Source organism: Kibdelosporangium persicum, from assembly GCF_013280595.1.
Lineage (GTDB): Bacteria > Actinomycetota > Actinomycetes > Mycobacteriales > Pseudonocardiaceae > Kibdelosporangium > Kibdelosporangium persicum.
The window spans coordinates 77542-96813 of the sequence record NZ_JAAATY010000006.1 but is presented as its reverse complement, the minus strand read 5'-3'; the positions used below and the strand labels follow the sequence as shown (position 1 = coordinate 96813).

Annotated in this window: 17 protein-coding genes; 14 read left to right on the top strand and 3 right to left on the bottom strand. The window is 68.0% G+C overall.

Features of this window, described 5'->3' with window-relative positions; translation table 11 throughout:
- Positions 1-310: 310 nt before the first annotated feature.
- From GC106_RS13170 to GC106_RS13145, 6 genes are all read left to right on the top strand, one after another.
- Positions 311-1696 carry a glycosyl hydrolase family 18 protein gene (locus GC106_RS13170; protein ID WP_217280459.1) on the top strand — a complete coding sequence of 462 codons (1386 nt, stop codon included), beginning with the start codon at positions 311-313 and terminating at the stop codon, positions 1694-1696.
- Positions 1697-1800: 104 nt separating this feature from the next.
- Complete coding sequence (locus tag GC106_RS13165; protein ID WP_312872625.1) at positions 1801-2280, top strand: YbaB/EbfC family nucleoid-associated protein; 480 nt, start codon at positions 1801-1803, stop codon at positions 2278-2280.
- Complete coding sequence (locus tag GC106_RS13160; RefSeq protein WP_173129071.1) at positions 2277-3890, top strand: WXG100 family type VII secretion target; 1614 nt, start codon at positions 2277-2279, stop codon at positions 3888-3890. The genes GC106_RS13165 and GC106_RS13160 overlap by 4 nt, the downstream gene beginning before the upstream one ends.
- An 11-nt stretch (positions 3891-3901) precedes the next feature.
- A complete protein-coding gene (locus GC106_RS13155) occupies positions 3902-4597 on the top strand; it encodes a hypothetical protein (protein ID WP_173129069.1) in 696 nt (231 codons plus the stop codon).
- Between the two features lie 9 nt (positions 4598-4606).
- Positions 4607-5254, top strand: coding sequence for a hypothetical protein (locus GC106_RS13150; protein ID WP_173129066.1), 648 nt, complete (start codon positions 4607-4609; stop codon positions 5252-5254).
- A 125-nt stretch (positions 5255-5379) separates the two neighbouring features.
- Positions 5380-8214: a M36 family metallopeptidase gene (locus tag GC106_RS13145; protein ID WP_312872624.1), complete on the top strand. Its 2835-nt coding sequence runs from the start codon at positions 5380-5382 to the stop codon at positions 8212-8214.
- 66 nt (positions 8215-8280) lie between these two features.
- On the opposite strand, the gene GC106_RS13140 is transcribed toward GC106_RS13145, so the two are convergent.
- Together GC106_RS13140 and GC106_RS13135 are read right to left on the bottom strand one after the other, a co-directional pair.
- Complete coding sequence (locus tag GC106_RS13140; RefSeq protein ID WP_173129060.1) at positions 8281-9087, bottom strand: caspase family protein; 807 nt, start codon at positions 9085-9087, stop codon at positions 8281-8283.
- Positions 9087-11075 carry a serine/threonine protein kinase gene (locus GC106_RS13135; RefSeq protein WP_173129058.1) on the bottom strand — a complete coding sequence of 663 codons (1989 nt, stop codon included), beginning with the start codon at positions 11073-11075 and terminating at the stop codon, positions 9087-9089. Before GC106_RS13135 ends, GC106_RS13140 begins: the two co-directional genes overlap by 1 nt.
- A 29-nt stretch (positions 11076-11104) precedes the next feature.
- Here GC106_RS13135 and GC106_RS13130 point away from each other — a divergent pair, with 29 nt between their 5' ends.
- From GC106_RS13130 to GC106_RS48770, 4 genes are read left to right on the top strand one after another with little or no spacing between them, the layout of a single operon-like run.
- Positions 11105-11470 (top strand): response regulator, encoded by a 366-nt coding sequence (locus GC106_RS13130; RefSeq protein WP_312872623.1) that lies wholly within the window; start codon positions 11105-11107, stop codon positions 11468-11470.
- Positions 11458-13149: a sensor histidine kinase gene (locus tag GC106_RS13125; RefSeq protein WP_173129055.1), complete on the top strand. Its 1692-nt coding sequence runs from the start codon at positions 11458-11460 to the stop codon at positions 13147-13149. Before GC106_RS13130 ends, GC106_RS13125 begins: the two co-directional genes overlap by 13 nt.
- Positions 13140-13787 (top strand): response regulator transcription factor, encoded by a 648-nt coding sequence (locus GC106_RS13120; protein ID WP_173129052.1) that lies wholly within the window; start codon positions 13140-13142, stop codon positions 13785-13787. Before GC106_RS13125 ends, GC106_RS13120 begins: the two co-directional genes overlap by 10 nt.
- Before the next feature lie 54 nt (positions 13788-13841).
- The gene (locus tag GC106_RS48770) at positions 13842-16028 is read left to right on the top strand and encodes a patatin-like phospholipase domain-containing protein (RefSeq protein WP_281368469.1); all 2187 of its coding nucleotides are present in this window, start codon (positions 13842-13844) and stop codon (positions 16026-16028) included.
- On the opposite strand, the gene GC106_RS13110 is transcribed toward GC106_RS48770, so the two are convergent.
- Complete coding sequence (locus tag GC106_RS13110; protein ID WP_173129049.1) at positions 16019-16438, bottom strand: VOC family protein; 420 nt, start codon at positions 16436-16438, stop codon at positions 16019-16021. The genes GC106_RS48770 and GC106_RS13110 overlap by 10 nt on opposite strands.
- Before the next feature lie 93 nt (positions 16439-16531).
- On the opposite strand from GC106_RS13110, the gene GC106_RS13105 reads away from it, so the two are divergent.
- The 4 genes from GC106_RS13105 (at position 16532) to GC106_RS13090 (ending at position 19243) form a co-directional block, all read left to right on the top strand.
- The gene (locus tag GC106_RS13105) at positions 16532-17530 is read left to right on the top strand and encodes a helix-turn-helix transcriptional regulator (RefSeq protein ID WP_173129046.1); all 999 of its coding nucleotides are present in this window, start codon (positions 16532-16534) and stop codon (positions 17528-17530) included.
- Between the two features lie 110 nt (positions 17531-17640).
- On the top strand, positions 17641-18063 hold the full coding sequence (locus GC106_RS13100; RefSeq protein ID WP_173129044.1) for a hypothetical protein: 423 nt from the start codon (positions 17641-17643) through the stop codon (positions 18061-18063).
- Complete coding sequence (locus GC106_RS13095; RefSeq protein ID WP_376777730.1) at positions 18060-18281, top strand: helix-turn-helix transcriptional regulator; 222 nt, start codon at positions 18060-18062, stop codon at positions 18279-18281. The genes GC106_RS13100 and GC106_RS13095 overlap by 4 nt, the downstream gene beginning before the upstream one ends.
- On the top strand, positions 18278-19243 hold the full coding sequence (locus GC106_RS13090) for an NAD(P)-dependent alcohol dehydrogenase (protein WP_173129041.1): 966 nt from the start codon (positions 18278-18280) through the stop codon (positions 19241-19243). The genes GC106_RS13095 and GC106_RS13090 overlap by 4 nt, the downstream gene beginning before the upstream one ends.
- Positions 19244-19272: the final 29 nt, after the last annotated feature.

Genomic DNA, 19272 nt, shown 5'->3' with positions numbered 1-19272 from the left:
AGTTCAGCTCGCGAACGAATCATGGTGCTTTTGTTGCCGTGACTTGATTTGAGTCATGCAGTACCTTGGGGACACGCCGCCATGAGTGAAGGGACGTGTCGATGATGACACTGAGCAGACACAGCCATCCGCGGCGTACCCCGAGAGCACCCGCCGGGCGATAGCCGTTCCGCTGTCCCCCTTCGCCGAAACCCCACCCCTGCGAGTAGTCATCGGGTTTCGTCTCCTTGCGTCGATGCCGGCGATCCCTGCCTCTTCCCGGCACCGGCTCGCGCGACGCAACGGGCCCGTGTGTGGAAGGGAACCGTTCATGCGATTGACAGGAATGGGCAAACGCCTTGGCGCCGTGGGCATCGCCCTTGCCGCCGCCGCGACCGGCGTGACGGTCGCGCTGTCCGCGGCGGCGACAGCGGCACCCGTCGCGGCCGCGGCTCTGCCGCCCGGCTTCAAGAGCGTCGGCTACATGCCGTCGTGGTCAGGCGACGTCAACAGCATCCAGTACAGCAAGCTCACCCACATCAACTACGCCTTCGTGCTGCCTAACTCCAACGGCACACTGCAGGCGATCCCCGACCCGAACAAACTGCGGTCGCTGGTCTCCCTGGGCCACAACGCCGGTGTCAAGGTCTCGCTGGCGGTAGGCGGCTGGAACGACGGCAACGACTCGGCCTTCGAGGCGTTGGCCGCCAACGCGACCAGCCGGACCACCTTCGTCAACGCGTTGATCAGCGTGGTCAACCAGTACGGCCTCGACGGCATCGACATGGACTGGGAGTACCCGGACCCGGGGACGTCAGGCAGCAACTTCACCGCGCTGATGCGGCAGCTGGGCACCGAACTGCACAACCGGGGCAAGCTGCTGACCGCGGCCGTGGTCTCCGGCGGCAACACCGCCAACGGTGTCGAACCGGCCGTGTTCGGAATCGTCGACTGGCTCAACATCATGGCGTACGACGGCGGCAGCCCGCACGCCAACTACGACTGGTCGATCCAGTCGGCGAACTTCTGGAAGGGACGCGGCCTGCCTGCCGCCAAGACCGTGCTCGGTGTGCCGTTCTACAGCCGTCCGGTCTACGTGCCGTACTCGCAGATCGTCGCCGCCGACCCGGCCAACGCCAACCGCGACTGCGCGAACATCAGCGGCGGGCAGCAGTGCTACAACGGCATTCCCACGATCAAGCGCAAGACCCAGTGGGCGGTGGCGAACGCGGGCGGCATCATGAACTGGGAGCTGTCGCAGGACACGACCGGCTCGACCTCGTTGGTCAGCGCGATCTTCGACGCGGCGGGCGCCCCGCCCGGCGGTGGCACACGGGTCGGCGCGATCACCGGCATCGCGGGCAAGTGCGTCGACGCGGCCGGGGCGAGCTCCGCCAACGGGACCGCCGTGCAGGTATACACCTGCAACGGCACCAATGCGCAGACGTGGACCGTCGGGTCCGACGGCACCCTGCGCGCACTCGGCAAGTGCATGGACGTCGCCAGCGCGGGCACCGCGAACGGCACGCAGATCCAGCTGTGGGACTGCAACGGAACCGGCGCGCAGACGTGGCAGGCCGAGTCCAACGGCACCCTGCGCAACCCGGCGTCGGGCCGGTGCCTCGACGCGACCGGTAACAGCTCGGCGGACGGCACCCGTCTGCAGATCTGGGACTGCTTCGGCAGTGCGAACCAGGTGTGGCGCCTGCCCGCTTGATCAACACTGCTTGTCGCCACCCAGTGTGACGGCCTGTCCGTGTTTCGCCACGGACAGGCCGTCTCTGTGGTTACGATCCCCGCAACGGCATGAAGGGGGGATTCGTGGCGATCGACGATGCCGCGTTCCAGCAAAGGATGCGTCAGTTCGAGGAACAGGCGGCCAGGGCGAGCCAGCTCAGAGACCGGCTCGGTGAGCTGAAAGGCAGCGCCCGCAATGCGGACGGTTCGGTCACCGTGACCGTGGCGCCGTCGGGGGCGGTTCTGGGCCTGCAGTTGTCGCCTGCGGCGATGAACCGTACGCACACCCAGTTGACGCAGGAGATCCTGAGCACGATCCGGCAGGCCACCCAGCAGGCGGCGGCCCTGACCGAGGAGATCGTCCGGCCCGTCGTCGGCGACGAGCAGTACGAACGGTTCCAGGAAGCCTTCCGGGCGCACGCTCCGACCGTGCAGCCGTTAGGTCGGGCTGAGCCACCGCCGGCGTCCAGTCTCCCGATGCCCGGCGCGCCACCCGCGCGTGAGCCGCGCCCCCGGGATGACGACGACTACTTCGGCGAAGGCTTCAGTGGGGTGAAGCGATGACCGGGTTCATCGTCGACGGGCCCCAGTTGCTGGCCCACGGTGAAGGATCGGTGAAGCAGTCGGAGAACTTCACCGGCCTGGAGAAACTGCTGGAGCAGGCACGCGTGAGCGACGACTGCTTCGGCCCGTTGTTCTTCTACTTCAAGGACAAGTACTACGAGTCCTTGATGGAATGCCAGGCGATGGCCAACCAGGCCGCCTCGTACCTCACCGAGATCTCCGGCACCGTCAAGCAGACCGCTGAGGCCTACGGCGCCGCTGAGGCCGACAACGCGACCGGCCTGGCGAATGTGGAGAAGGGCGTCGGGGACCTCGCCGGTCTGAACAGTGCGGGCGACAGCACCCGGAAGAACGCCTACGAGCAGGCCAGCGCGTACGGCAGCTCCTGGTCCAAGGCGTCCCAGGACGTCACGGCGCAGTTGAAGGACCCCGGCAGCCCGCCGGAGGCGGCCTTCGCCGCGTTCAACGCGCGGATGGAGCAGCTCAAGACCGTCGCGAGCCCTGGCCAGGCGTTCATCGACAACGGGCTGGGCTGGCTGATCTCGATCGTGATCAGCCCCTTGGTGGAGTTCGTCCTCGAACCGGCCGTCGGCGATCCGGAGCAGATCCGCAGCACGGCCAAGGGCTGGGAGAACGTCGCCGGTTGGCTCCAGGACGTGGCCGACAGCGAGGACAAGCGCTCCCAGGCCACCGCCGCGATCTGGCAAGGCGAGGCCGGCGAGAGGTTCCGGGCCCAGATGACGGAGTTCGGCGACGGCGCCAGGGCGATGGCCGGGGATGTCAGGGACATCAAAGGTGTCCTGGAGACCGCCGCCGACATCTTCGACACGTTTGTCATGGTCTGCGTCGACATCATCCAGGAACTGGTGCTCGGCCTGATCATCGAATGGCTGGCGGCGCTGGCCGCCTCCTGGGTCACGTTCGGCTCGTCGGTGGCCGCGGCGACCGGACTGACGACCGCGCAGGTCGCCATCACCGGCACGCGGCTCGGCACGAAGGTCGCCGACCTCTTCCACAAGCTCAAGCCCCTCATCACCGCGCTGGAGAAGCTCCTTGTCACCCTGCGCAAGAGCAAGCTCGGCAAGGGTCTGGAGAAACTGAGCGAGCACCGCGGCACGTTCGGCGTCGGCAAGCGGATCAGGAGCAACCCGCTGACCAACGTCTCGTCGGCGTACCAGAACACCAAGGACGCCGACAAGGCCATGGACAACGCGCGGGACATGCTCGACGCCGCCCGCAAATCCGGCGACCAGGACCGGATCGACGACGCCTACAAGGCGGTGGACAACGCCCGGCAGAAGGTGCGCAACGCGGACTCCAAGACGACGACGTCCACCAACTCCAAGTTCGGCAAGGACGCCACCGGCGAGCAGGCCCTCGCGCAGAACGTCTTCAAGGCGACTCTTGGCTACCTCGGGCCGACGGGAACGACCGACAAGGGCAAGGCGATCTACACCGGCGTCCTGGAGAACGTCCCCGGCGCCGCGGTGGAACGGAGTGCGGAACAGGCCTACGACCACGCCGAGGACCCGTCCACTGACGAAGAACGGAAAGCCGCTCAACAGCGCGGCTTCGCCACCGACGACACCAACCCGCCGAGGACACAGTGATCCGTACGTCGTTGCCGACTGAGACAGCCGGACCGGCCGCGCACGCGCGGACGTTGCTCAACCCGGGAGAACCGCTGCTCTGGGCCACGTTCGCCCAGCACATCCTGCACGAGAAGCGGGGCGTCGGCGCGGCGGGCGGCAAGCTGGCCAAAGCCGGGCTCAGCACACTGGACAGCTTCATCGCCGCGCTCGACGACGCGCCGGACGACCGTGACCCGGCGCCCACACCGGACGTCATCGCGTTCTTCCGGACTGATCAGGACCTGGCCGCCCAGTACGGGCGCCGGTTGAAGGGCAGTCCGCGCAGCCTGTTCATGCTGACCCCGGCGAGGTTGCACGTCGCCATGCTCGGCATCCACCCGGATGACGCGCAGCCCGTACCCGAGCCCGAACCGGAACTGGAGTCCACCGGTAAGAAGAACGTGTTCGCGGCCTTCGTGGACAACGTCAGGGAAGTCGCCGCCGCCGTGACCGACACGAAACCGCGGCGCAGGAAGGTGTCCTTGCACCCGTTACACCCCCTTGTGGACATCCCGCGCGCACAGATCGCCGACTTCGCGGTCGAGAGCGACGGTGTCGCCCGGAAAGCGCACTACCTGCGGATGGAACTGGCCGACCGCTCGGGATTCGAGTTCTTCTGCGGTGTGGTCAAGGAACGTGACCAGTACGAACGGCTGCTCGCCCTCACCCTCGGCGCACCGGAGTAGACCGTGCGGATGACGCAGATCATCAGAAAAGACCTGGAACGCGACTGGGTGAGCCGGGGTGAGCGAGTCCGTGTCGCCCTGGGTTCCCGCCTCCGCGTCGTCGGCTCCCGGATCGCAGGGCGCGTGCAGGTGCCTCATCCCGTCGCGGACGACGCGCCACAGTCCGTCGACCTGGAGTTCGAGCCGCCGCTGACCAGTGACTTCGCCGCGGAGGGCCGGTTCACCGGTTTCGAGTGGACCGACGACGACTCGATCGGCTGGTGGGCCGAAGCCCAGGACCCGGGGCAGGACGCGGTGCTGGCCGCCGACGCGATGGCCGGGTGCAAGGCGGAGTCGGGCTTCGCGCTCACCGACCGCAGGGTGGCGGTGATCTTCCCCGAGCGGCTGCTCGTCTCGCACCGGGAGTCGCGCAAGAAGGGCTTGGTCGGTCAGGCCCTCGCGGCTGCGAACGACTGGGCGTTCTCCTCGAACCACTGGAGCATGCGGGACAAAGTGGTGTCCCTGTGGGAGACCGACGCACGGCGAGTCCGCGGCTGGACCCGGCTTCTGGCCGGCCGCAGCTTCCCGTTCGCCGAACTCGTCCGGATCGACTTCGTCGACGGCTCGGCCTTGTTCACGCTCCGGCACAAACTGGACTACGTCGAAGGACTCGACTAACGGACGTATCGCCGTATGCGAATGTATACAAGGCTGTGGGGATGCGAAGACAACCTCTTCGGCGAGCAGGTGCGCTCGCCGCCGCCGGGGCGTTATCGGCGAGTCTGTTATGGACAGAGACGGCGGTGGCGGCCCCGCAGCGACCGCCGGAGTCCCAGGTTCAGGGTGACACGGCCGACCACGGCGACGTGGACAACCGGCCTGGGGCGGCGCAGCCGGACGTGCGGCGGAAACAGCTCGCGGAACAGGGCAGCACGACTGTCCGCTGGAACAAGTACGGCACACCGGCGACACTGACGCCGAAACCGGAGGCGCAGCGCCGGTCGGCCGCGTTGGCCGATCCGGTCGCGATCGCCAAGGCCTACCTCGCCGGCAACCAGGTCGCCTTCGGTCTGTCCGACCAGAGCATCGGTGCCATGGACGTGCTGGTCAACCGGCCCATGGGGCAGGGGTCGTACGTCATGCTCCGGCAGCGGTTCGGCGAGTTGCCGTCAATGCTCGACGGGCTCGCCGTGTTCGGTATCCGGGACGGCGCCGTCGTCTACCTCAGCTCGACGTTGAGCCCGAACAGGGCCGCGCCGGAGGCCGCCACGATCTCGCCCGAGCAGGCGCTCGCCGCGGCGAGCGCGGACGCGCAGTTGACGGCCGAGGCACTGGGGACGACACGGGTGCAGCTCGGTGCGGTTCCGATGCCGGAAGGCGCACCGCGTGCGGCGTACCAGGTCGTTCTGATCAGCAACGACCAGGACCACCCGTCGGGGTTCACCACCTATGTCGACGCACGAACCGGGCAGGTGCTCGTGCGTGAGGACATCGTCGACCACCACTCGGACAACCCCGAGTGGGACGCCTTCCCCGCCAACCCACCGGCCGACTACTCGTCGCGGGACAACCGCGTGCGCTGGTGCCTCGTGCCCGGACCGGGTTGTGAGCGCACGGTCAGCACAGCAGACCGTGGCATCGCGTGGGACATCGACCCGGCAACAGATGCCCCCAGCCTGACGACGTCGGGCAACTCCGCCAAGGGCTGGGAGAAGTGGGACAACCTCGCCAACGGTACGATCGGCACCCGCACTGCCACACCGAGCCCGACGCGGGACTACACCTACCCGTGGACCAACCAGTGGCACACGGAGAAATGCAACCCGTCGGTGTTCAGCAGCCCCCAGCAGAACGACATCGACGCCGCGCTGGCCAACCTGTTCGCGTCGCACAACCGCATGCACGACTGGCCATACCACCTCGGTTTCACCGAGGAGACCTGGAACATGCAGGCGACCAACGGTGACCGCGGTGGTCTCGGTGGCGACGCCGAGCGCGGTAACGCACAGGCGGGTGGTCGTGCGGGTGGTGCGCCTCCTGGCTTCCCGTCACGGAACAACGCCAACCAGGCGACGCCACCTGACGGCGTGCCACCGACGACGAACATGTACCTGTGGCAGCCGACGCCGGGCGGGTTCTACGCGCCTTGCGTCGACGGCGATTACGACATGTCGGTCATCGGGCACGAGTACAGCCACGCCATCAGCGGCCGTCTGATCGCGGGCCCGAACAGCGGATGGTCCGGCGCGCAGGGCGGTGCGATGAATGAGTCGCACTCGGACCTGTTCGCGATGGAGTACCTGTACGAGTACGGCTTCAAGCCGCGTGGCGACACGCCGTACGTCACCGGCGGGTACGCCACGGGCGACCGGCGCACGGGCATCCGGAACTACGACATGAGCAAGAGCGAGCTCAACTACAGCAACATCGCCTACGACCTCGTCGGCCAGCAGGTGCACGCGGACGGCGAGATCTGGAGCTCGACGAGCTTCGACGTCCGGCAGGCCATGATTGACAAGTACGGCCTCGGCACACCCGAACTGCAACGGGACTGCGCGGACGGCAAGGTGCCGGTCGAGAAGTGCCCCGGCAACCGGCGCTGGGTACAGCAGGCGTTCGACGCCTTGCTGCTCAACGCTTCCGGCGCGGTGAGTTACATCGACATGCGCGACGCGACACTGGCCGCCAACCAGATCCGCTTCGGCGGAGCGGACCTGCCGATCCTATGGAACGCCTTCGCACAGCACGGTTTGGGCCGTGACGCGGCGAGCAACGGCGGCAGCGACGCTGACCCGACGCCGAGCTTCGCCTCACCGCACAGCCGAAACGGCACACTGCGGCTCGCGGTGAACAAGCCCGCACGGCTGTACGTCGGTGATTACGAGGCGCGGTCCGTGCCGGTGGCCGACACCGACCCGGCCACTCCTCTGCCGGACAGTGTGGAGATCACACCAGGCACGTACAACTTCATCGTGGCCGCGGACGGCTACGGCAGCACCAAGGTCCGTCGCACGGTCCACGCGGGCGAACGCGGCGCGCTCCACGCGTTGCTGCTGCCCAACGTCGCCTCCCGCAGCCAGGGGGCGACGGCCATCGGTGACGGCGTGAACGCGGACAAGCTCATCGACGAGACCGAGGCGTCGAACTGGGCGTCCGTCGGATCGCCCGTGGCGGGCAAGGGCGTTCGGGTCGACCTGGCGGGTGACCGGCCGCGGTTCGTCAGCCGCGTCCAGGTCAGTGCCCAGCTGCGGCCGCAGAACATCCAGGACGCGGACCCGGACCCGCAGAACAGGTTCACCGCACTGCGGCAGTTCGAGATCCTGGCGTGCAACTCGGTGTCCGGAAAGGACTGTGCCGATCCGGCGAACTACCGGAAGGTGTACACCAGTCCGGCCAACGCGTTCCCGGCTGACGCGCCCCGGCCGACCGCACCGGATCTCGCCGCGCGGGAGTTCCGGATCCAGCCGACCGTGGCCACCCACTTGATGGTCCGTGTGGTGACCAATCAGTGCACGGGCGCGAAGGAATACGCCGGGTCACAGCACAACGACCCGAGGTCCACAAGCGACTGCACCACCGGCAACCCGGCAGTCGCCCAGACCGTCCGGATCGCCGAGTTGCAGGCGTTCGCCTTCTAGGAACAAGCTGATCGCCGGGTTCCGTTCCGGGGCCCGGCGATCACTTTTCCCAGTGACACGGTGTTCTCACGTGTCTCCCCGTCGCGGGACACGTCGGCCGACCTTGCGGGGGCCGAGCCGGACCGGGGTGCGGGCGACCGTGACGGACTTGGCGGCATTGGGCGCCAGCGCCAGCAAGTCCGCTGTGCGCGTGCCGCATCGTTCGGGCTGGGGAAGGTTACGGCGGTGCATCACCTGCCGGAGCCGGTGGTACACGTGGCCGAGGGTCAGCAGGTCGTCGCCTTCAGCGTCACCGTTGGCCAGCAAGGTGATCAGTTCGCCCGTGAACGCCGTGTGCGCGGCGCCGGGCGGTGCCAGGGCCGGCTGGTTTCGTGCTGTCGCAGTCAGGGTGTACGTGCCGTCCACGTCCAGTTGCCCAGCCAAGGCCGGACCGGTCATGTGGCCGATGGCACGACCCGAGTAGCAGCAATCCAAAATGACCACCCGGGTGCGTGCTTTGGCGCCGGACAACGACTCCCGGATCGTGTCGAAGGGCAACGCGGTCCACAGCACACTGGCCAGACGGGTCGACGGCAGTGCCAGGTGCAGCCTGCCTTGGCTGTCGATCAGGCCGTGCCCCGCGTAGTACAACAGCAACAGGTCGTCGGCTTCGGCGACGGCCTGTTCCACCCGGTCCCCCAGGGATTCGAAGTCCGCCTCGATCACCGTGCAGTGCTCGGCGGGCAGACCAGTGCCGCGGTCGGAGGTCAGGATCGCCGCGAGATCGGCGACGTTGTTGCGGACGGACGGCAGATCGTCCAGCTCTGGGTCGATGTACGTGGCCGCCCCGATCAGGATGGCCCGTGATCGCAGCGGATCGGGCAGCCTCGTCATCAGCTTTGGGCGAGCCGGTAGGTTCCGGCGAACTGGACGTTGCCGCTGACCGAGACGTGCTCGTTGTCGACCAGTTCGACACGCAGCCGGAACTGCTGCGGCCGTGCTGTGCCCGGCAGGCAGTTCACCGGGATCTCGGTCTTCGTGCCCGCGCCCGCCGGCCTGCCTGTGCAGATCGGCTCACCTGCCCGCATGATTCCGGCGGCGGACTCCTGACTGTTGATCAGCAGCGAGACATTTCCCTTCTCCCACCGTCCGGTCAGGTTCGTGCGGGCAGGCGGTGCGGAGGTCGTGGGCATCTCGGCCGGGGGCACCGCGGCCGTGATCCTCAGGTCGAGGTCAAGCCGGTCGATCCGCAGGCTGCGCAGATCCCCGGCCGTCTCCTCGATCGTCGCCTCGAACCGGGCCTGCTCGAACTGGCCGGTGAAGGTGCAGCCGTCCCGCTGGACCTGCTCGGTCCTGCCGAGCAGCTCCGGAACGGTCTCGGGAACCGCGAGCACGGTCCTGGCGACCACGTTCGAGCTCGCCTTCTGGTGCTTCCACTGCCCTGGCGGGGTTTTCGCGACCGGTCCGGTCATCGCCAGGTCGTCGCCGTCCAGCCGGATCTCGCCGACGTACTCGCCCGGCGGTTTCAACACCACCGAAGCCCGGCGCGCGGCGGAGTCGAACGCGCCTTCGGCGTCCACTTCCTTGCCATAGCGCAAGGTGAACCCGTAGCTGCCCGTGCTCAGGAACTTGGCCGAGTCGACGAGAACGGTGTTGTTCGAGCGGTCGCCGACAACGGAGTCACACGGCGCGCCGTCCAGGAACTGCGGAATCGCGATACCCGCTCCCCCGCCGACAACGACGGTCAACGCGGTGATCACGACGACCTTCGTGATCGACGTCGTGGCAGCGGCCGTGGCCACCGTGGCAGCTGTGGCAGCCGGAATGGCTGGACCAACGGCAGGCAGCGCAGCGATGACAGGCAGTGCTGTCGGCGTTGACGCGGTGGTCGCCGATCGTCCCAAGAACGCAGTGGTGGTCGCGCTGAGCCCGCCTCCCGCCAAGGCAACCAGCGCCGCCGTGCGGCGGCCCACCTTGCGAACACCGCGTCCGGCCAGCAGTTCCGGCGGGATCACGCGATTCCGCGACTCACCCTCCACCTGAAGCGCGGCCAAGTGATCACGGAACTGCTCCGCAGTCGGCCGCAACACCGGATCGGGCGCTGTCGCGGCACGCAACAACTCGACCAACCCGCCCTCGACACCAGGCACGTCCGCCAGCGGCGTAGTTCGTGTCCCGAGGTCCAACGGCGAAGCCTCCCACGGCACAACGCCTCCTAATGCGACATATGTGGTGAGCGCCAACTGATAGACGTCACCAGCCGCGGTGGCGACCGCGCGTTGCACGAACGCGTCAGGAAGATGCTCCGGCGGTGTGTACGCGTCCGCGGCCGTCGCGACGGTCAACCCGGGAGCGACTGCGCCGAATCCCGCGAGTGCCGCGGATTCGTCCAGCACCAGCACTGTCGCCGGTTGCACGGTTCCATGGAACACGTCGGCCGCATGTGCCCGCGCGAGGCCGTCAGCCAACGTCAACGCGTGCTGGCATACCGTCGCCAACGGCAATGGTCCCTGTTCCTGCAACAGGTCCCCCAGCACATCGCCGGTCGCGACGACCAGATACGGCTTCCCGTCGGCGGTGATGTCCGCGGCGTGCACACGCGCGATGCCCGGGCCGTCGGCGATGCCCAGCAAGGCGTTCGCCCACTGCCGGAACGCCGTCCGGCCGTCCGGCGGGACCGCCTGCCTGGCCACCGTCAGCACGGCTTCACCGCCGTCACTGACCAGGTACGTCGTCGCGACCGGGTCTTCGTCGAGCTGTTCGATCACCGAGTATCCGGGAATCACCTTGACCTCCCCTGGCAGGTTCGCCAGCACACCTTGCTCCGAACGCCGCAGCGGCGCGTCATGGGAAACCAGGAGATTCGCCCGCCGAAGATTCATCCGGCGGCCGCGCGAGGCACGATGGACGGGTGCGCATCCTCATCGTCGACGACCACGCCGGGTTCCGGCGGGTGGCCCGTCGGCTGCTGGAGGCCTGTGGGATGGACGTCGTCGGGGAGGCCGGTAACGGCCGGGAGGCCCTGGCGATGACTGAACAGTTGTGTCCGCAAGTCGTGGTGCTCGACGTCCTGCTGCCTGATATGGATGGTTTTGTGGTCGCACACGAGCTGGCCGGGTTGCCGTCGCCGCCCCGGGTCGTGCTGATCTCCAGTCTCACCCGTGCCGAGCTGGGCACCAGGGTGGACACCGCCCCGGTCGCCGGGTTCCTGGCCAAGGAGGACCTGTCCGGCCAACGCCTGGCCGACCTCGCCGGCCTGCCCCCGTGGCCCGGCTGATCCTGGCCGCCGGGCTGGCGTTGACGATCTTCGACGGCTGGCTGGCGCACCGGTTCGGCAGCTACGGAACGCTGTTCGACCTCAAGGAGATCGCCCAGATCGCGGCCTGGCTGGCCGCCGGGTACTTCGCCGGCCGGATCAGGCCGGGCACGCCGATGCGCGTGCTCATGATGACTTTGGGCCTGCTGTTGGCGTCGACCGCGCCTGCCGCGTTCGCCCTGGAAACGGGTTCGGCCGGGCTCCAGGTCGTGGTCACCGTCGCCTACGTGCTCACCGCCTTGCAGCTTCCCCTGGGCGCACACGTCTTTCTGGCATATCCGTCCGGGCACGTGCGTGATCGGTCGGGGCGCACCGTGATGGTCGGCGGTTACGCGTTCGGCGCGGTGATGGTCGTGCTCCAGGCCCTGGCGGGGCCGGTCCGCCCCAGCGGGGACTGCCGGGACGTCTGCACTCCGCTGCCGCTCGTCGACAGCCCGGCGCTCGCCGGCTTGACCAGCCAGCTGGCTGGTCTGGGTTCAGCGGTGCTCACGCTCGTCGGCGCGTCCGTGATCGTGCGGAGGATGATCACAGCCAGTCGGCGGCAGCGGCGCGTACTGGCGTTTCCCGCTGTCGCAATGGTTCTGACCGCATTGTTGTTCGCGTTGGTCGGCGTGTTCGCCGCCACCGGGACCAACGACCTCAACCCGACGCTGGCGCTGGCCCAGTTCGCCTCGCTCGTGGCCGTTCCGGCGGCGTTCTTCCTCGGCCTGGTGCGGGAACGGCTGGACGAGGCCAGGGTGTCCGACCTGATCCGGCGAATCCAGTACATGCCGGCGGGCCGGCTCTCCGACGCGGTGTCCCAGGCGCTCGGCGACCCGAGCGTCCGTATCCGCGCGGAGGTTCCGGACGACATTCCGGCTGACCACCTGACCGTCGTCGGCGATCGCGGCGATCCGCTCGGCGTCATCGTGCACGACCCGAGCCTGCGCGCCGAGCCGCAGCTGCTGGAAGCGGTCAGCGCGGCCGTGGGTCTCGCCCTGGAGAACGCCCGGTTGCAGGCCGCTGTCCGGGCGCAGCTCGCCCAGGTCCGCGCCTCCCGGGCCCGGCTGGTCACCGCGGGCGACGAAGCCCGCCGGAAGCTCGAACGCGACCTGCACGACGGCGCCCAGCAACGGATGCTCTCGGTCGGGCTGATCCTCAGTTTGCTGCGGCATTCGTTGACCGACGCGGGCACGGAGACGAAGGAACTGCTCGACGAGGCCGAGGCGGAGCTGCGACTGGCCACCCAGGAGCTGCGCGAGCTGGCTCGGGGCATCCATCCCGCGGTGCTGACCATCCAGGGACTGAAGGCCGCCGTCGAACAACTGGTGGTCCGTGTCCCGGTGCGGGCTCGCGTCCGGATCGACGAGCTGCCCGAGCTGAGCGACGCCACGAAGGCGACCGCGTACTTCGTGGTGAGCGAAGCACTGGCGAACACAGTGCGGCACGCCAAGGCGAGCGAGATCGACATACGGATCACATACGCGGACGGTCAGATACGGGTGCGCGTCGAGGACGACGGCAAGGGCGGCGCGGACTTCGCCGCCGGTTCAGGGCTGACCGGACTGGCGGACCGGGTCGCGGCGATCGACGGCGTCCTGCGGCTCGACAGTCCGCTCGGGGTGGGAACGGTCGTGGAGGTGGAGCTGCCGTGCGGGTGATCATCGCCGAGGACTCGTTGTTCGTCCGGGAAGGCCTGGTCCGGCTGCTGACCACGCTCGGGCACGAGGTGGCCGGGACGGCGGAGCAGGCGGAGCAGGTGCTGCCACTGGTCGGCAGGCACCAGCCCGACGTGGCCATTCTGGACGTGAAGCTGCCGCCGACGTTCCGTGACGAAGGTCTCCGGCTGGCCGCGAAGATCCGCACCCGTCACTCGAATGTCGCTGCATTGGTGCTGTCGCAGTATGTCGAGCACTCGTACGCCACGACGCTGCTGGACGGCACCACGGCCAAGGTGGGGTACCTGCTCAAGCAGAACGTGCCGAACGCCAGGATGCTCAACGACATCCTGCACCGGCTGGCCGCCGGCGGCACCGCCGTCGATCCCGACGTGGTGTCCGCGCTGCTGCACCGGCCCGGCGGTGAACCGCTCGGGCAGCTGACCGACCGCGAGCGGGACGTGCTGGCGCTGATGGCCGAGGGATTGTCCGATCAGGGTATCGCGGACCGGCTGACGGTCGCGGTCAGCACGGTCGTCACCCACACCGGGAAGATCTTTCGTAAGCTCGGCATCGAAAGTCCGGCCAGCAACCGGAGAGTCAGCGCCGTGCTGAGGTATCTTGCCCGTTCGGAGGCATGAGCCACTGTCCACCCCGGCCGATAAGGACAACGAGCACGGCGCCGGGAGGAACAGATGAGCTCCATCGACGATTACGAACGCCCGGATCGTTACCACATCGCCGTCGACAGGGGCCTGCTCCGGATGTCGCCGGCCGCGGCGGACGAACTGGCGAAGCACGATCCCGAGGCCTACCTGGAATACGTCGGCAGATCCTGCGACCTGACCATGCGAGGCGGCACGACCAGTGGCGTGATCTACCCGCTCGCCGTGTGCGCGTTGGCCGAGCATTATGTGTTCCGCAACGTCGGTGGCGCGTCCGCGGGCGCGATCGGCGCCGCAGCCACAGCCGCGGCCGAGTACGGCCGGCATGCCGAACCGGCCGAGCCGGTCACCGGCGACGCCGTGCGACCGGGCTTCGCGGGCCTGGCCGGGATGATCCAGTGGCTGGTCTCCGGCACCGGCGCCGACCGCTGGCGCCTGCCTGCCCTGTTCCAGCCGAAACCGGCACTGCACAAGGCTTACCGGCTGTTCACCGCGTTGCTGCAAAGCCCGGCGACGACGGGACGGCGGCGGTTCACCGCGGTGTTCACGGCATTGTTGTTCGCTGTCAAGCCGTTGGCCACCTTCGCGTTGCTCGCGATGTTCGCGTTATGGCTCGTTGGGCCGTATTCGCTGCGTTGGGTGGTGCCGCCGTCCAGCTGGAACGGTTCACTGTGGATCGTCGCGATTCCGCTGGCCGTGCTGGTCGTCGCCGCGGCGGCGTGGGCGTACCAGGTCACCGCGGCCAGATTCGGGAAGATGACGTTGTTCTTCCTGGTACCGCTGGCCCTCGGGTTCGGCGGGATACCGCTGTACGACATGGACGCATCCGGCTGGTTCGTCGCGGGCGCGGTGCTGATCCTGTTCTGGCTGGTGTTGACGTTCGGGATGGTGGCCGCGTTCGCCGTGATCTACGGCGTCGCGTCGTGGCCCCTGGTGATGCAGTACCGCAAGCACCGGTTCGGCGTGGTCCCCGGCGCGATGGAGTATTCACCCGGCACGCTCGACCGGATGAGTGGCATGCCGTCGGCGAAGGTGCCGCCGCTGGTCACGTGGCTGGCCGACCGGATCGACGACCTCGCGGGCATCGACCACAGGCGTGCGCTGACGTTTGGCGATCTCTGGCGTGGCCCGGGGAAACCGCGTGTCCCCGACGACCCGGAGTACTGCCCGGACGTCCCCCACCGAGTGATCAACCTCGCCTTGATGACCACGGACCTCAACGCCGGCCGCCCGCACCAGTTGCCGTTCCCGGCAGCGGAACGCTGGCAGTTCTGCCCGGAGTGCCTGCGCGGACTGGTGCCCGACCGGATCATCACGCAGATGTCCACGGTGGCGGTGGACGGAACACCATGCCCCGAACACAAGTCCGTGACGTTGCAGTGGCTGCCCCAGCCGTGCGACATGCCGGTTGTGCTCGCCGCCCGGATGAGCCTGCCACTGCCCGGGCTGATCAGCCCGATTCCGTTGTACCGTAACGGAACGCCGCACTGGTTCTCCGACGGCGGGATCACGAGCAACTTCCCCATCCACTTCTTCGACTCGCTGTTGCCCCGCTGGCCGACGTTCGGACTCAACCTGACGTCCGCCGACCATACGGTCAAACCCGGCCAGATCCACCTGCCCGATCAGGACGCGTCACAGCCACGTGAGCCGTACAACGAGATCGGCGACACGGCACTGAGCTTCGCCGGCCGAATCCTGAACACCTTCCTGGACTGGCGAGACACGATGCAGTCCGCGTTGCCCGGCTTCCGTGGCCGGATCGCGACCATCCCGCAAGGCCCCGGCGAGGGCGGCACCAACCTGTTCATGTCACCCGAAGTGATCGAGCGACTGGCGTTGCGCGGCCGGGATGCTGGAAACGCGTTGCGGCAACGGTTCACCGCCCAGTACCCGGACGAGGAGGACGGGTTCACGCGGACGGACCGGTACCGGTGGATCCGGTTGCGGCTCGCGTTACGGGAGTGGCGTGAGGTCGCGCTCCAGGCGGATGCCCGATCGCCTCTGTACAAGGAACGTACGGCGCACTACCCGATTCCGGCGGCGATGCGGGACTGGTTTGTGGGGCCCGTGTTCCCGCCGGTGGTCGAGCCGCACGCCGAGGACATCGTGTGCGCTTACGATCACTTCATCGAGATGGCCGGCACGTGCCTGGCTGACGAGTTCGACGGGGCGGCTCCTGTTGATCCCGTGATGCGGTTGACTCCTCAGGAGTGACCGTTGTGGCTCCGCCGGGCGAACTTCTCGATCGCCGCCGGGGTGACGGGCGTGAAGAAGTTGACCAGGTTGCCGTCGGGGTCGCGGACCAGGAGCGCACGATTGCCCCAGGGCATCGTGGTGGGTTCGGTGACGAAGTCGTCCACGAAGCCGGTCAGGTCGCGGTGCACGCTGTCCACGTCGTCGACCAGGAACTCGGTGATGACGCTGCGGTTGTCGGCCGGCCGGGCGGAGCCGGGCGCGAACAGGGGCACCGTGCGGGTGCCGGCGATCGCGAGGGTGGCCGAGGCGGTCCTGAGCTCAGCGAAGTCCTCGTTGGCCCAGCTCGCTCGTACTCCGGTGGCGCGCTCGTAGAACTCGACGAGGCGGGCGACGTCGGCGGTGATGATCCGGATCGAGACGAAGTCCATGGGGTTCTCTCCTGGTCTGCCAGTGCTTGTCACCCGCACGCTACGACTTATACCGGGCAGAACCCGCCCGGTATAAGTGCGAGAATTCCGGGCATGCCCCGCCCTACCGCTCGCGTGCTCACCTTGCTGGAGCTTCTCCAGTCGGGCGGTATCCGGACCGTGGGCGAACTCGCCGACCGGCTCCAGGTGGACGAGCGCACGGTCCGGCGATACGTCGACCACCTCATCGAGCTTGACGTGCCTGTCGAATCGGTCCGCGGCCGCCACGGCGGTTACCGGCTCGCTTCTGGTTACCGCATACCGCCTCTCATGTTGAGCGACGACGAAGCACTCGCCGTGCTGCTCGGCCTGGTCGCAGGGCGCCGAACGGGGTTGACGACGGCGACGGGCACGGCGAGCGAGACGGCAGCGGCGAAGATCCGGCGGGTCCTGCCCGAGCGGCTCGGCCGCAGGCTTGACGCCGTGCTCGGTTCTCTCGCCTTCACAGCTCCAGCCGGTGAACCGACCGCTCCGGAGGCCGCGATCCTGCTCTCGATCGCCGACGCGGTGCGCCACCACCGGCCGGTCTCGATCCGGTACACCGCCGCAGACGGCCGGCACAGCGAACGAACGCTGCACCCGTACGGGCTCGTCGCCCACTCGGGCAGGTGGTACGTGACGGGTACCGATCCCGCGATCGGCGAAGACCGGACGTTCCGGCTGGATCGCATCGCCAGTACACGGACCCTGCCCGGATCTTTCGATCCGCCCGAGGGATTCGACCCGGCGCAGCGCGTCCTGACAGGACTCGCCACGGCTCCGTACCGGCACGAGGTGACTCTGCGGATTCAGGGAACTGCCGAGCAGATCCGCACCCGGCTTCCCGCCAGCATCGCGATCGTGACGGAGCCGCCGTCGGCGAGCAGCGCGGATGCGGGCACCACGCACTGGTCCCGCGTCGAACTGCGGGCGGAACGGCTCGACTGGCTGCCCGCCGTTCTCGCGTCGCTCGACCTGCCGTTCGTCATCGAGCGACCGGACGAGCTGCGTGACCTCGTCGTCGCATTTGCCGGCCGGCTCATGGATTCGGCCCGGCGGAGCTCACCCGCGTAGGCGGGGAGCCCCACACGTCCACCCCACGGGCCATGTAAAGAAGCTTTGACACCGTGTCGGCCGTGCTTTACATTGACTCGTGTCAAAGTTGTTTTACATCAGGAGTCACCGTGGCGTTCGAAGAGAAGCGCGCGTGGGTCATGGGGTTGGTCACGATCGTGGCGTACTCGATCTACGTGATCCTCGTCCTCACTCGCGGCGGAGACGCCCCCCTCACTGAAACCCCTTACGTGGCAACGCTGATCTGGACGATCGTGGCGGCGATCCTCGCGTCCATCGTGCTGGACATGCTCGTCTCCGGCACGACCCCCGAGGAGGAGCGCCGAAAAGACCAGCGCGACGTCGAGATCGGCCACTTCGGTGACCGGATCGGCCAGTCGTTCCTGGCCATCGGCGCGGTCGCCACGATGGTCCTGGCGATGACCGAGGCCGACCACTTCTGGATCGCCAACACGATCTACCTCGCGTTCGCGCTCACCAGCGTCCTCACGTCGGTCGCCAAGATCGCCGCCTACCGGTGGGGTTTCCAGTGAAGCCGACCAAGGTCACCAACCAGATCCGCGCGTTGCGCTTCGCCAACGGCGAGATGACACAGGCCGAGCTGGCCAAGCGGATCGGCGTCACCCGGCAGACGATCATCGCGATCGAACAGGGCCGCTACTCCCCCTCGCTGGAGATGGCGTTCCAGATCGCCCGCGTGTTCCAGGCATCACTCGACGAAGTGTTCCAGTACCCAGGAGACGAAGAATGAAGGCGATAGTCCAGTACGAGTACGGCAACTCCGACGTCATGCGGCTCAAGGACGTCGACGCCCCCACGCCCAGGCCGGACGAGGTGTTGATCGAGGTCCGGGCCGCCGGCGTCGACGCGGGCGTCTGGCACCTGATGACCGGGCTGCCGTACATGATCAGGTTGGGCACCGGCTTACGCAGACCCAGAAATCCCGTCAAGGGCATGGACGTCGCCGGTCGCGTGGCGGCCGTCGGTGCGAAGGTCACCGAGTTCAAGCCGGGTGACGAGGTGTTCGGCACGTGTGGCGGCGCGTTCGCCGAGTACACCACCGCCCGGTACAACAAGATCACCAAGAAGCCGCCGAACCTGACGTTCGACCAGGCCGCCGCCATCCCCGGCTCGGCGACCGCCGCGCTGGGCGCGGTGCGGGACAAGGGCGAAGTCAAAGCGGGCCAACGGGTTCTGGTCATCGGCGCGGGCGGCGGAGTCGGCAGTTACGCCGTCCAGCTCGCCAAGCTGGCCGGTGCCGACGTCACCGGCCTGTGCAGTACGTCCAAACTGGACTTCGTGCGCGGCATCGGCGCCGACGAGGTCATCGACTACACCAAGGACGACTTCACCCGCGACGAGTTCGACGTGATCATCGACATCGCGGGCAACCGGCCGCTGAAGCACACCCGCAAAGCCCTGTCCGCCAGGGGAACACTCGTCGTGGTCGGCGGCGACGACGGCGGGAAGATCACCGGCGGCACCGGCTGGATGGTCAAGGCACCCCTGTTGTCCCTGTTCACCAAGCACACTGTGCGTGGCCTGATCTCCCTGGCCAACCTCAAGGACCTCGAAGTGCTCAGGGACCTCGCCGAGGCGGGCAAGATCACCCCGGCGATCGACCGCACGTACCCGCTCAGCGAGGTCCCCCAGGCCGTCGCCTACGCCCAGGCAGGCCACGCCAAGGGCAAAGTCGTCATCACCCTCTCGTGAGTGTTTGTCCGTGTTAGAACACGGACAAA